11 protein-coding genes are annotated in these 12827 nt (G+C 55.1%); 3 read left to right on the forward strand and 8 right to left on the reverse strand.

Translation table 11 applies throughout. The annotated features are described in order from the left end of the window. Position 1 precedes the first annotated feature (1 nt). Entirely contained in the window at positions 2-1033 is a 1032-nt protein-coding gene (locus tag ACFIO0_RS21205; protein ID WP_390915507.1) for an alcohol dehydrogenase catalytic domain-containing protein, read from the forward strand. A gap of 735 nt (positions 1034-1768) precedes the next feature. On the opposite strand, the gene ACFIO0_RS21210 is transcribed toward ACFIO0_RS21205, so the two are convergent. Continuing rightward, the gene (locus tag ACFIO0_RS21210) at positions 1769-2344 is read right to left on the reverse strand and encodes a hypothetical protein (protein WP_390915508.1); all 576 of its coding nucleotides are present in this window, start codon (positions 2342-2344) and stop codon (positions 1769-1771) included. Further along, complete coding sequence (locus ACFIO0_RS21215; protein WP_390915509.1) at positions 2344-4572, reverse strand: ATP-binding protein; 2229 nt, start codon at positions 4570-4572, stop codon at positions 2344-2346. The genes ACFIO0_RS21210 and ACFIO0_RS21215 overlap by 1 nt, the downstream gene beginning before the upstream one ends. A 614-nt stretch (positions 4573-5186) precedes the next feature. Between ACFIO0_RS21215 and ACFIO0_RS21220 the strand changes: the two genes are divergently transcribed. Then, on the forward strand, positions 5187-6023 hold the full coding sequence (locus tag ACFIO0_RS21220; protein WP_390915510.1) for a fumarylacetoacetate hydrolase family protein: 837 nt from the start codon (positions 5187-5189) through the stop codon (positions 6021-6023). Between the two features lie 24 nt (positions 6024-6047). After that, positions 6048-6455, forward strand: a complete 408-nt coding sequence (locus ACFIO0_RS21225; RefSeq protein WP_390915511.1) for a GFA family protein — start codon at positions 6048-6050, stop codon at positions 6453-6455. 21 nt (positions 6456-6476) lie between these two features. Here the strand turns inward: ACFIO0_RS21225 and ACFIO0_RS21230 are convergent, their stop codons facing one another. The 6 genes from ACFIO0_RS21230 to ACFIO0_RS21255 are packed head-to-tail and all read right to left on the reverse strand — an operon-like array spanning position 6477 to position 12827. Next, positions 6477-8078 (reverse strand): isochorismatase family protein, encoded by a 1602-nt coding sequence (locus ACFIO0_RS21230; protein WP_390915512.1) that lies wholly within the window; start codon positions 8076-8078, stop codon positions 6477-6479. An 11-nt stretch (positions 8079-8089) separates the two neighbouring features. Beyond that, a complete protein-coding gene (locus ACFIO0_RS21235) occupies positions 8090-8938 on the reverse strand; it encodes an MBL fold metallo-hydrolase (protein ID WP_390915513.1) in 849 nt (282 codons plus the stop codon). 13 nt (positions 8939-8951) lie between these two features. Continuing rightward, positions 8952-9830, reverse strand: coding sequence for an amidohydrolase family protein (locus tag ACFIO0_RS21240; protein WP_390915514.1), 879 nt, complete (start codon positions 9828-9830; stop codon positions 8952-8954). Then, positions 9827-10924: a VWA domain-containing protein gene (locus ACFIO0_RS21245; RefSeq protein ID WP_390915515.1), complete on the reverse strand. Its 1098-nt coding sequence runs from the start codon at positions 10922-10924 to the stop codon at positions 9827-9829. Before ACFIO0_RS21245 ends, ACFIO0_RS21240 begins: the two co-directional genes overlap by 4 nt. Further along, entirely contained in the window at positions 10921-11802 is an 882-nt protein-coding gene (locus ACFIO0_RS21250) for an AAA family ATPase (protein WP_390915516.1), read from the reverse strand. Before ACFIO0_RS21250 ends, ACFIO0_RS21245 begins: the two co-directional genes overlap by 4 nt. Then, complete coding sequence (locus ACFIO0_RS21255; RefSeq protein ID WP_390915517.1) at positions 11802-12827, reverse strand: molybdopterin cofactor-binding domain-containing protein; 1026 nt, start codon at positions 12825-12827, stop codon at positions 11802-11804. The genes ACFIO0_RS21250 and ACFIO0_RS21255 overlap by 1 nt, the downstream gene beginning before the upstream one ends.

A 12827-nucleotide genomic window follows, 5' to 3' on the forward strand; every position in this document is an offset into this window, starting at 1 on the left:
CATGAAAGCCATTGTAGCCCACGCGGCTAAAGATTTGCGCATCGAGGATCACCCTCAACCCAAACCTGAAGCAGGACAGGTTTTGATCCGCATGAAAGCCGGTGGCATTTGTGGGTCGGATTTGCATTACTACAACCACGGCGGCTTTGGCCCCATCACACTTAAGCAGCCAATGGTGCTGGGCCATGAAGTCGCGGGCGTAATCGACACGCTGGGCGAAGGTGTAGACACGCTGGCCGAGGGGCAACTGGTCGCAGTATCGCCCTCACGTCCCTGCAACGCGTGTGAATACTGCCACGAAGGTCGACCAAATCATTGCCTCAACATGCGGTTTTACGGATCGGCCATGCCCTTCCCGCACATTCAGGGTGCCTTTCAGGAATGGCTGGTGGCAGACGTGTCGCAATGTGCTGTAGCCGATGGATTGACAGCAGCCGAAGCCGCGATGGCAGAACCCCTGTCCGTGGTCTTGCACGCTGCCAAACAGGCGGGTGATTTGCTAGGGAAAAAGGTTTTGGTGACGGGCTGCGGGCCAATTGGGTTGCTCGCCGTTTTGGTCGCACGCGCTGCGGGTGCGGCACAGATCGTGGCGACTGACATTACTGATTTCACCTTGGATAAGGCGCGTGAGATTGGGGCCGATATTACCCACAACGTAGCAGTTCATGCCGGCGCGCTTGAAGCCTACAGCGACGCCAAAGGGCACTTTGATATTTTGTTTGAATGCACAGGTGTCGGTCCGGTTGTGGCCTCAACGATCCCTGCAATGCGCCCCGGTGCGACCATGGTGCAGCTCGGTCTTGGCGGTGACATGACCCTCCCCATTCAGGCCATGACCGCCAAAGAACTCAGCTTCAAAGGCTCATTCCGCTTTCACGCTGAATTCTTTTCCGCGATCGATTTGATGAGCAATGGCCGTTTGGATGTAACGCCACTGGTAACCCACACGTTGCCCTTTGTGGACGCGGTCAAAGCGTTTGAGCTGGCATCTGACCGCACTCAAGCGCTTAAGATTCAAATTGCATTCAGTTAGGGTGCGGATCGCAGGAGAAACAAAGCACGACATTTCAAATCGCCTACAGCGAAGATGCCTTGGGCCGAAATCACGCAAGCGTCTTTAGGCTTTAACGTGACTTTTCTTGAACACTGCAATTTACCGCGCACGCAGCACGACTATCTTTCTGGCATTTTAATTGCCGTACTCAGACAAGCCGGGTGTGACGTTTTATGGCAGAAATCGCCCTCCTATCGCGCGACGATGAACAGACATTGTTAACGACGCAAATCCCGGGGGATCAGGATCTCGGCAGCGCGAGAACGCTTTGGCAAACCACGGAGGGCCGAACAATTGGGCCAGAACGCAGTCACAGTAATGCTGGCCCTTGCGTCTCATCGAGGTCAGGCTGAACTGGCGATCTTCAAATATATAAACGGATTTCTCAATCTAAGAGCCCACCTGCCCCACTGGCCGGGCTCCAATGCGAACCCCGGTACATTTTGCAGCTTATGGCGGCTTAGAGCCCAATCTGTGAATTCGGTTTTCACGCCGCGTGTGCTCGCAGCGAAAAATGCGGCAGAAGTATCGTTGTTCATGTTGCGACATAGTGAACAGATCTGCCACCAACAGCGGTACTTAGAATTATGGTTGCCGCTATTTTGGGTTTGGCGACACTTCACCAAACTCCGGGACCAAACACCTGGCTGAGAAGGAACGGGTGTCAGATGGCGTCGGAACTCAATACGTTATACGTTCAGGACCTCTTGGATTTCAGGCATCCTCACAAAACTCAGTTACGGCTTTTCCAAACTGCACGAAGGTTTGGCTGGCCCCTTGAAACAACTTACGTTCATTAGAGGTTTCGCTTTGAGAGTCGGCCAAATGCAGCGTCAGGCGGCGCCAAACATCAGGTGAAGTCCCCAGTGCAAGATAATTCCGTGGCGCATGCGGAAGGGTTCTTTTTACATTTGCATTAAGGGTTTTTGCGCCAAATCCCGCGCCGTGCAAAGTATATAATGCGCCCAGAATGGCCATCGGATTGTTGTCTACCAAAGCCTTGCCAGCAAGGTCAAAGCATCGCGGCTCATGGCCTATTTTCACGAGATCATGTTTCATGGCCGTTATTTGGGGAAGGAGCGACAGATCATGAAAAACCTTTAATCCGTGGCGTTTTGTTTCTATTTCCGCAAAGAATGCGCGGTAGGCACCGATAACGCCAGCGTAGGTTTCGAGCTGCAAATCCCGGCTGGCGAGGCGCGATATCCAAGGGTGCGAGTGTAATTCCTGATGGACCGCTGACGTTGCCTGTGCCAGCGAGTGACGGACGGAACCAAGCTCTTTCAGCATTAGATCACAGCCAATGCCGCAACCGGCAAAACGATCTGGAAACGCGCGCCCTCATTATAGGATTGGTCCAATTTGATCGTACCTCCGTGCAGCTTTATGATCCGCTCACAAATTGCGAGGCCAAGCCCGCTGCCCTCAATTTCATCTTGGGTATGAAGGCGCCCCAGAGGACGGAAAATCCGCTCGGCGTGTTTAGGAGCAATGCCGATTCCATTGTCGGTTACAGACAGCTCAATATCTCCGTTCTCGCTGGTTTTGCTGCTGACATGGATGGACGGCGCGACGTCTTGCCTGCGAAACTTTAGCGCGTTTGCAACGAGGTTCATGAAAACCCGCAACATCGTGCTCTGATCGCAGTTGATAGTTGGCAAGGGCGAATGCGTGAGTGTTGCGCCGTTCTCGCTGAGTTGCACATGCAATAACTCTTGGACGTGGTTGATCAAGGAATCCAAGGCGACTGGCCCGTTCTTCATCGGTTGGTTTTCGACAAGGGCAAATTCAACAAGCCCTTCGGTCAGTGCTGTCATGCGCACCGAGGAACGTTTTGCAATGGCATGGGTTTGTTTGACGGCATCAGGCTCAAAATCGTCTTCGCTCATCCAGTCAAGAGCAAGATTGATCCCTCTTAGCGGCGCTTTGAGATCATGGGCAGCCGTTGCCGCGAACTGGCGCAGGTCTGCATTTTCCTGTTTGAGCAAAAGCTGTGAGGCTACAATGTCCAGAAATTCCGCAAAAATCTCTTGGGCGCATCGGAGTTCGTCTGCCTTCCACGGCGCGCTTTGGTCATTGTGTTCCTGCACCCATTGGTCAAATGAATGCCGCGGAGTGAGAACGTCTTGATTGCCCTTCGCAGCGGCATCTACTGGCTGGCCAGCCCATCTAACGGTTCGCGACATAGGCCCGCGAAACCAGATCAATTGGCAGACGCGATGGGCAGCCATCGGCTGGATTAACACGCCGCAAGCTGTATCCATATGCGCCTCCGCTTCGGGAAGGAGCGTGTGCAGAGCATTGGTTTGGAATTGGTTTTGTTGATCCGTGTGTTTGGTCGCCCACTTGATGATTTGACCAATAAATTCGGTAGGAGGCGTGCGTCCTGACAGATGCATGTTATTGCCATATTGGAACGCAAATCCGTCCGCCCCGAGGAAGGTGCGCAATTCAGGCACAAGCCCCAAGATGACCTCTTCGATTTCACCACCATGGCGCAGTTGCGCTGCGAACTGGCTTTCGATGACCCGCAAACGGGTGATCGCATTTGCAATCTCGATGCGTTCTTCCTGCGCCAACCTTAACACCAGAGCCGTTCCAATTTCATGGACAAGGCCCCAGATATCAAACGGCAGCAGCGTCTCCCCATCGTCATGTAGGGCAATTACTCCCCAAAGCTTGCCTTCGCTCAGCAGGCTGCATGAGAAACTACAGCCGACGCCAATGTTGCGCAAATATTGTGTATGCATCGTCGATACGGACCGCAAAATCGACCACGTCAGATCAAGTTCCCCAACATCTAGGTTCTTGGATTCAAGCGCAACACATTCATCTGACACGGTCCCGATTGCGCGGTAGGGCACAATCTTCATGATCTCCCGGACTTGTGCGGGAATATCACCTGCCGGGAAACACAGGCCCTTGTAGGACGGCAATACGCCATCACTGCTTTCTGCGATCACCTCGCCTGACCAATCCGATTGGAAGCGGTAGATTTTTGCCCGCGAAAATCCTGTGATCTCGCGGATTGAATCCACGGCAATTTGCAGAGCCTCATGAAAGCTGTCTGATTGTAGAACCCGTGAACAAGCTCTGCTGCATTTGCGCATCGTAGTCCGCACTGCTTTGGCAGATTCAATTGTGTTCGGGACAAATTCAACGATCATCTTGTTCCCATGAATATGGGCAATGCAGTCGTATGAGACGTCAGATTTGCGAATTTCAAAATCAAGGATCTGATGCAATATCTGACCGTCATCGGCGATTTCTGTTACCTGCTCGGTCAAGGCATCATCAATATGTCGGAGGGGGACATCGAGCAGGCTATCGCCAGTGACACCCAGAAACGCGGCGGCATTTTCGGATGCGCCGATGATTTCAAGTGATTTAGGGTCGATAACCAGCAGCGCACCTAGGCTTTGTATTTTGCCAGACAGGTGAATTGGCTCTCGGTCACAATTGTTCAGGGTGGTGGTGTTCTTCTCGAAAAACGAGGATAGGGAATCCGGGGGGCTCATAGAGTTTTGTCCTCATTTGTGCAAATTACACCCCCAAGCTGATCCATTCAGCGGGTTATTTTCTAAAAATGTATAAGGTGTTAAAGATAGTTAATATTTTGCTAATTTGGATCTGTAGTTTCGATTTTGTGCGTAGGCGTGGCTGCTCATGCGAAGAGATACTGCGTGAGCAACGGCCGCACCTGCAAAAGGCAGCTTCACCAGCAAAGCCGACCTACGCGACTGCCCGATCCAGTCTAACATTTGAAAACTAGGCCGTTGAAAACACCAGGGGTCCAATCTCAAATTTACGCGAAACTGTCGGCTGAGGCATTTCATCCCAAAAAAGTAGAAAGGCCGTACTTCCGTGTCGACCAAGCCGGATTGGCGCGTGGCCGTGCTGGTTGTAGTCCATTGCAAGAGCGACCTAAACCATCGGCATTTACGGCCAGCGGATTGCGTGATCCGCGTCAGTCAACACTAGGTTCATAAAAGCTGGTTCAAGAAACAACTCGACTGCACTCAAATCCAAATTGCTGTTCGGCCCGTGACCGCCGAAAGATAACCAGACGCGGGGCAATACGATCAGACCCTTGTGGTGTTAGGTCTTCAAAGACACCAACAAGGAACTCTTAATGAAATTAGCTCGTATTCGCACCCACACCGGGGTTGTTCCCGCGATGATAGATGTCGACGGCAACGCGCGTGATCTTTCGCGGCATGTCCACGATATTACGCCCGCGACCACATCCGCCAGGGCACTGGCTGCTTTGGCTCGGGTAGATGTTGCTGGCCTGCCCCTGATCGCAGGTGAATATGCGCCGTTTCTGTCGGATGTGCGTCGCGTGTTTTGCATTGGTTTGAACTATTCTGACCACGCCAAAGAATCCAACTTGCCGATCCCGGATTTTCCGATCCTGTTCATGAAATCTTGTCCTGTTAGCGGCGCGAATGACCCGATCACGATCCCGAAAGGGTCGCACAAAACCGACTGGGAGGTCGAGTTGGGCGTCGTCATCGGTGCCGAAACACTGCATGTTTCTGAAGAAACCGCCCTGGATCAGGTTGCAGGATATTTCGTCGCCAATGACGTGTCAGAGCGGGCGTTTCAGTCCGAGTTTGGCGGCCAATGGACCAAGGGAAAATCCTGCGATACCTTTGGCCCGATAGGCCCGTGGTTTGTGACCAAAGACGAGGTGCCTGACCCGCAATCGCTGGATATGTATCTTGATGTGAACGGGATGCGTTGCCAGACCGGCAACACCAGCACAATGATCTTTCCGGTCAAAAAGATAGTGGCGTTCCTGTCGGGCTTTATGACTTTGCGCCCTGGCGACATTATCATCACCGGCACACCGCCGGGTGTTGGCATGGGGATGAAGCCGCAGAAATTTTTGCGCCCCGGCGATGTTGTCACCCTCGGCATCGAGGGTCTGGGTGATCAACGCCAAGACGTGCGCGCGTTCGAATAAACTAGGTTAACTGGAGACGACACAATGACCAAATTCACCGGCATCTGCCTTTGCGGAAGCGTCAAATACACTTGCGAAATCACACCCTCGCTGATCATGAACTGCCATTGTTCAGATTGCCGCAAAGCAATGGGCAGCATCCATGGCACCACTATGTTTGTCCCCGAAGAGACCGTCAAAATCGACGGATATCCGCGCAGTTACAGCCACAGTTCTGACAGCGGCTCTAGCATGACAAAGATCTTTTGCGAGACCTGTGGATCTCAGCTGTTCAGCAAGAATTCGAACCGGGCGGGCGGAATTGGCATCCGCGCGGGGTCGGTAGATGATGCATCACTGATCGTGCCGATGATGAATATTTTCACCCAAAGCGCACTGCCAAGCACGCCACTGGATCCGAACCTGCCACAGCATCGCAAGATGCCCGGCTAGGTCTGAATGGGCGGTGGGGCCCTACCCCATCGCCGCAATCACAGCGTCACTCCGCGTGACCGTGGCAACGTTCGACATCCCGTAATTTATCGCAGCGTGGTGCCAGTCATCGTTCATCGTACAACAGCAATCTTCTGGCAGGATCATGTGATAGCCTTTGTCAGCACCGGTGCGCGCGGTGTGCTCCACGCTCATGTTGGTCCAGCTGCCGGTGTTGATAATCGTGTCGCGGCCACCGTGCCGCAGGTACGCATCAAGGCGCGACGTCTCCCATGCGCTCATGCTCATTTTCTCGACAATTAGATCGCCGGGTTGCGGTTCAAGACCGGCGGCAGGCTGAACGCCCCACGTGCCGCGCACCAGCGCGTTGTTTTCCTTCAACCCTTGCTGCAAGGGCGCGTGCTGACACAGGTAGGGCGCGCCGGGTTCCAGCACCATCCACACATGAATGATCATTCCGCCGCGCGAACGCACATGATCGGCCAGACGGCGCGTGTTTGCCACGACATTTTGCGAACGGGCGTGATCCGGCGATCCGGTATGGGCAAAGGCACCGCCATCGATCATCACGTCGTTTTGCATGTCCTGAATGATCATCGCCGTGCGCGCAGGATCAATCCGAAAATCAAGGGTCTCTAGCACCTCGAGGTTGTTTTGCATGTTGGAAATTCCTTGAGGATTATGCGCGAGGGCGGCACCGCTTTGCGCAGACATAAACGGCTCTGCGCGGCCTTTGGTACGGGTGCGCAGCGAATAGAGCGACGTCGAGGCACACAGAAATAGCGTTGACCAATCCAGCCCACCCCAATGCATGTTGGCAACCATTTCAGGGCAAGTGATCTTGCCGATCAGCTCTGCGTGGAACGAGTATACCCAGACGCCGCCGGGGGCTGTGACATAAACATTGCCTTCATGGTCGGCCTTCATCCCGTCTGGGACACCGGGCAGATCATCATCCTGAATCCCGCCCGCAAAAACGCGCCCGTTGATCAGGGTGCCATCAGGTGCCACATCAAACATGCGGATGTTGACCTGGTCGGTATCGTTGACCCACATCCATTTCTCGCAAGGTGAAAAACATAATCCGTTGGGCTGGCCAAACATTTCGCGCGGGACAACCAATTGTGGCTCATCGCCAGGCCTGTGGTTTGGTCCAATCCGGTAGACCCCTTGAAATGACTGCTCAACGGGGCGCGCGACGCCAAAGCCTTCCATCCGGCCATAAGTTGGATCGGTGAAATAGATGGACCCATCGCGACCAACCACAATGTCATTGGGGCTGTTCAACTCTCGCCCCTCAAAGTGACTGCACAGGGTTTCACGGGTGCCATCGCGGCGCACACGTACCACCGATGACGTCGAATGCTCGCAGATCAGCAGGTTTAAATCGGCATCATAGGTCATGCCGTTGGCTTTGTTGGTGGGGCGCAAAATTTCGGAAACGCCAGCGTTCGGCGTATATTTGCGCCGCACATCACCGGGCATGTCCGAAAAGATCAGCGTCTGCTCGACAGGATGCCACAGCGGCCCTTCGGTAAAAATATACCCGGTGCCCAGCTGGACCGTCGGCTCGTGCACATCAACAAGCGCGCTGAACGTGTCGGAAATTGCGTGATGGATCATCTGATTGCCCTCTATACCGGAAACCAAGGCCGGTCCGGCAGCGTTTCGCTCAGCGGGCCGGGCACTTTCATTCCTAATCGTCCCACCACTTTTTGACGTTCGATCTTGGCCGGTTTGTCGTGGATCGGCAGTAAGAACGTGTAGTTGTTCAGCAGCTTCTTGATCGCGCCTTTTTCCTCACGCTTGGACTGCGAATGATTGCCCGTCACCCGTGGTTCCATCCAGTTGTTGGTGTTCACGTGGTTCACGATCTGGTCGTTGAAATCGTAAATGACATCGCCGCAAATGCACGCCAATCCTTCGAGCGTTTCTACGATGACATTCATCGACCCTTCTGTGTGCGCACCTGCGTGTTCACACCAAACGCCGGGGATAATCTCTTCTGCGCCGGTGATGTCGAGGTCCAGAAAACGGATCGCTTCGGGTTCGTAAATCCGGTCAACAAGGTGCTTGATGTCAGGCTTGGGATATTGCGGATACATGATGCCCGAGACGCTGAATTCCATTTCGCGGCGGTTCAAAACCACGGTGGTGTTCATCGGGAATTTGTCGTCTTGGCCCGCATGATCGATGTGTAGATGCGTGTGTAAAATGTAACGAATGTCGCCCACGCGCAGACCATGCTTAGCAAGCTGCTGCTCGATCATATTGTCGTGGTTTTGCAGCCCGCGCATGCCTAGGCTTTCCATGATCGCATTGTCGCGGTAACCGGTGTCGACCAGAATCGGATATTCGCCCCCTGTGATCAAAAAGCCGTAAACCGGCACCCGTTTTACACGACCGCAGTCATGACCCAACACCAGAAAACTGGTCTCCAGTTCGATATCGCCCAAGTCGAGCACGTGGATCTCTAAAGCCATATTTAGTCCCCCTTTATGTCAGCCGGTAAACCCGCGCTGCGGTGTCGTGAAAAATCGCGTCGCGTTGCGCTTTTGGCATGTCTTTGGTTGCGTCTTGAAAGGCATGAAACAGGGCGGTGTAACTCGTCCACAGTTTTTCGATCGGGTAATTAGAGCCATACATGCAGCGATCCGCCCCAAAAATAGCCGTCGTATCAGCCACCATTTGTGTGATGAAATTCCGGTCATTGCGGTGGATGAACGTGCCAAAACCCGACAGCTTGCTGAACACGTTCGGGCATTGCGCCAACCGCTTCATCCCGTCCGACCAAGCCGCCTGCCCCGCCGCAGACGTGTCTTCCTTCATGCCCGCGTGTTGCAAAATAAACGGCACATTCGGGCAGGCCTGCGCCAGCTCTGCAGCACCTTCCATCTGACCCGAAAACACCTGTAGATCAAACGACCAGCCATAATCCCCCAGCATCGCCACATTGCGTTGCACCAACGGATCACGGCACAAATTCGGAACTTGCGCGAACTTGTACATCGGGTTTTCGTGCCAATGAAATTGCTGTCTTATCCCGCGCATCAGCGGGTATTTTTTCAACCGGTCCAACTGCGCGCGCGTGTCATCGCCGGTGAAATCCGCATAGCCCACGATACCGCTAATTGTGCCGTGTTCGGCGGCTTCATCGCTGACCCACGCGACTTCGTCCTCGAACTGTTCGCGGGCCCAATTCACCTGAATATAGACGGTTTTGGTCACACCGGTTCCTGCAATATCAGCCAGAAATTCCCGCGTGCCGTAGTCGCGCATGATCGCCGCGTAGGGCCCAAAAATCCTAGGTTGCTCTGGCCCCATCAACCAAGGCAGGTCTTTTTGCCGCCAAATGTGGTGGTGTGCGTCGATCATATGCGCCTCGCCATTGTTAGGATGTGCTCTGTTACTGCCGCCGCTGAATTGCCGTCGCCCAAATGGTCGAGCACTGGTAAAACGGCCGCCAAGCCAGCAGTGACGGGGGCGTAATCTGGATCAACGGCCAAGGGTGTTAACCAATCCAGCCGCCAAGCGCTGCGCGACAAACGCCGCACTGCGTCGATCATCACATCCGGTGTTCCGCGTTCTAACCCGTCAGACAAAACGATCACCGCAGCCCCGCGCGCGCACCCCGCATAGCGCGGCACCGACAGGAAAGCCGTGAGCGCGTCACCGATCCGCGTGCCACCGTCAAAATCCGCGATTGCCTGCGCAACACGCCCCAAGGCCAGCCCCCGATCGGCAGGTTTCAGTGCCTGTGTGATCCGCGTCAACCGGGTGCCCAGTGTGAACACTTCGGTATGATCCGCCGTCTGCACAACTGCATGCGCCAGACGCAATAATTCCTCTGACCGGTCCTTCATTGAACCTGACACGTCGATCAGCATCAGCACCCGCCGTTGACGCGTTTTGCGTTTGCTCTCGAACAGTTTCAGCACCTCGCCGTCGCGCTTGGCGGCGTCACGCAAACTGCGGCGCATGTCGATCTGAGTGCCGGATTTGGCCGGACGCCGTCGGTAGGACAACCGTCGCGGCAACGTGTTCGGGGCCTCGCGAACAAGCCGGCGTACCGCGTCTTCGCTGCCCCGCGACAGCGTCCGTTGGCCAAGCCGTTCGAGCGCTGTTGCCTCGGCTCCTATTTCGCTTTCATCTTCTGCCGCCTCAATCTCGTGGCTTTCGCCTGTCGGCTCGTAGGCCTCCAGATCGTCATCCTCGTCACCATCCGTAGGCGCTTGGATAACCTGATCCAGAAACACCGCTCGAAACAAGGCGTCATATTCCGCAACCCGCTCAGGCACGATCGCATAAACTGCGCGCCCAGAACGGTAAATATCGGTCATGTCGCGCGGACCCAGAATGCCAACACTTGCAATGAAATCAGAAGTTTGATCCGGCGAAATCGCAAAACCTGCCCCACGCAATTGCTGTGAAAACCGGATGAACGGATCAAGGGCGCGCGGCAATGTCATGCTGCTTCTCCCGGTAGGATCGTCGACAACCTGTCCGCGATGTAGGTCAGGTCGTCATGATCTTTTAGCGCCACTCCGATTGAACGTTTGAACGCTTCGGGCCACCGCGTGCCTTGACTGTTAAGCAATGTCGCGGCCTCGGCCCATTCAACGGTTTCGGCGACGCCGGGCGGTTTGGTCAACGGCTCTTGGCGCAACATGCCAACGCTTGCGACAACCGCATGCGCCGTGGCTTGCGCCACCGTGCTGGCCCGCGTCATCACGATCTGCGCCTCAAGTGCTGCATCGGGATAATCGATCCAATGATACACACACCGGCGCCGCAACGCTTCGTTCAAATCCCGCGTCCGGTTTGAGGTCAAAACAACCACCGGCGGCTGGGTCGCGCGCACAGTGCCGGTTTCTGGGATCGAGATTGTGAAGTCCGACAAAAACTCCAGCAGGAACGCCTCGAACTCATGATCCGCGCGGTCAATTTCGTCGATCAACAGCAAGGTCCGCGTGGGGTTGCGCAGAACCTGCAACAACGGGCGCTCCAGTAAAAAATCCTCGCCGTAGAGGTTTACAAGCTCATCCCCCGCCTGCCGGATCGCCAACATTTGACGCGGGTAATTCCATTCATAGAGTGCGGCCGCCGCATCGATCCCCTCGTAGCATTGCAAACGCACAACATTGCGCCCCAAAACACCGCCAAGCGCCTTTGCAGCCTCGGTTTTGCCAACACCGGGCGCGCCTTCTAGCAGCATCGGTTTGCCCAACGCCAGCGCCAGATAACTCGCTGTGGCCAATGCATCATCAGCCAAATACTGCGCGTCAGTTAACGCTTTTTGCAGCGCTGGCGGATCACCGATCCCTGCGATATTTGGCATGACAGCCATCAGGCAGGGAGACCTTTTGGCTGTGCACCGCCGTTGTCGCGAATGCCTTTCAGCACCTTTTCAGGCGTGATCGGCAAGTAGTCGCACCTGATCCCGACAGCGTTGAAAATCGCGTTGGCGATGCCGGGCAATACCGGGTTTGCGCACATTTCGCCGGGGCCTTTACCGCCAAACGGCGCGTCCTCGGCAGGGCGTTCCAAAACCGCGATGTGATGCGGGACAGTCTGCGCCGGCCCCGGTTGCAGATAGGTGTTAAAGTCCTCTGGACCATGTTCCCGTCGCGGATAATACGGCTCTGTCGTTTCGTACAGCGCGTGGGAAACGCCCATCCATGCACCCCCGATCAACTGCTGCTCAACCAGTTTAGGGTTCAACGCGCGCCCGACTTCGTAGGCCGAATTTATCTGCGTCACGACCACTTCACCGGTCTCGTCGTCCACCTCTAAATCAATCACAAGTGCCGCATGGGCAAAGCAGGTCACCGGGGTCATGTCGCCGGTTTCAGGGTCAGCTTCATTTGGCGGGATCAGGAAAATTCCGCGTCCCGACAGCGTGCGACCTTGCTTGAACTGTGCTGCGATTGCCGTGTCAGCCACTGTGATTGACCGCGACGGTGCCCCCTTTACGTGAATGTTGCCCGCCCCGTCGGTATCAAGGTCTGACGCGTTCACCTCTAGTTCTTCAGCGGCGGCTTCCATCATCTGCGCGCGCGCCTCGGCTGCGGCACGGATCACCGCATTGCCCACACGGTGCGTCCCACGCGAGGCAAACGATCCCATGCAATGCGGGCCGGTATCACTGTCGGCGGTATCGACGTAGACGTCCTCTACCGGAACGCCCAGAGTTTCGGACGCAATCTGGCGGGTGACGGATTTCATCCCCTGACCCAGATCAATCGACGACAGCGCCACCATAAACTTTCCATCCGGCGTTGAGTGCACCAGCGCTTGGCTAGGATCACCACCCAAGTTCATACCAATGGGATAGTTGATGCAGGCAAAACCGCGTCCTTTGTGAATGGTCAT

It is taken from the genome of Pseudosulfitobacter sp. SM2401 (assembly GCF_042932805.1).
Lineage (GTDB): Bacteria > Pseudomonadota > Alphaproteobacteria > Rhodobacterales > Rhodobacteraceae > Ascidiaceihabitans.

What these genes read in the sequence shown, in the direction of transcription:
- ACFIO0_RS21205 (WP_390915507.1), top strand. Translation starts at nt 2, where the DNA reads ATGAAAGCCATTGTAGCCCACGCGGCTAAAGATTTGCGCATCGAGGAT.
- ACFIO0_RS21210 (WP_390915508.1), bottom strand. Translation starts at nt 2,344, where the DNA reads ATGCTGAAAGAGCTTGGTTCCGTCCGTCACTCGCTGGCACAGGCAACG.
- ACFIO0_RS21215 (WP_390915509.1), bottom strand. Translation starts at nt 4,572, where the DNA reads ATGAGCCCCCCGGATTCCCTATCCTCGTTTTTCGAGAAGAACACCACC.
- ACFIO0_RS21220 (WP_390915510.1), top strand. Translation starts at nt 5,187, where the DNA reads ATGAAATTAGCTCGTATTCGCACCCACACCGGGGTTGTTCCCGCGATG.
- ACFIO0_RS21225 (WP_390915511.1), top strand. Translation starts at nt 6,048, where the DNA reads ATGACCAAATTCACCGGCATCTGCCTTTGCGGAAGCGTCAAATACACT.
- ACFIO0_RS21230 (WP_390915512.1), bottom strand. Translation starts at nt 8,078, where the DNA reads ATGATCCATCACGCAATTTCCGACACGTTCAGCGCGCTTGTTGATGTG.
- ACFIO0_RS21235 (WP_390915513.1), bottom strand. Translation starts at nt 8,938, where the DNA reads ATGGCTTTAGAGATCCACGTGCTCGACTTGGGCGATATCGAACTGGAG.
- ACFIO0_RS21240 (WP_390915514.1), bottom strand. Translation starts at nt 9,830, where the DNA reads ATGATCGACGCACACCACCACATTTGGCGGCAAAAAGACCTGCCTTGG.
- ACFIO0_RS21245 (WP_390915515.1), bottom strand. Translation starts at nt 10,924, where the DNA reads ATGACATTGCCGCGCGCCCTTGATCCGTTCATCCGGTTTTCACAGCAA.
- ACFIO0_RS21250 (WP_390915516.1), bottom strand. Translation starts at nt 11,802, where the DNA reads ATGGCTGTCATGCCAAATATCGCAGGGATCGGTGATCCGCCAGCGCTG.
- ACFIO0_RS21255 (WP_390915517.1), bottom strand. Translation starts at nt 12,827, where the DNA reads ATGACCATTCACAAAGGACGCGGTTTTGCCTGCATCAACTATCCCATT.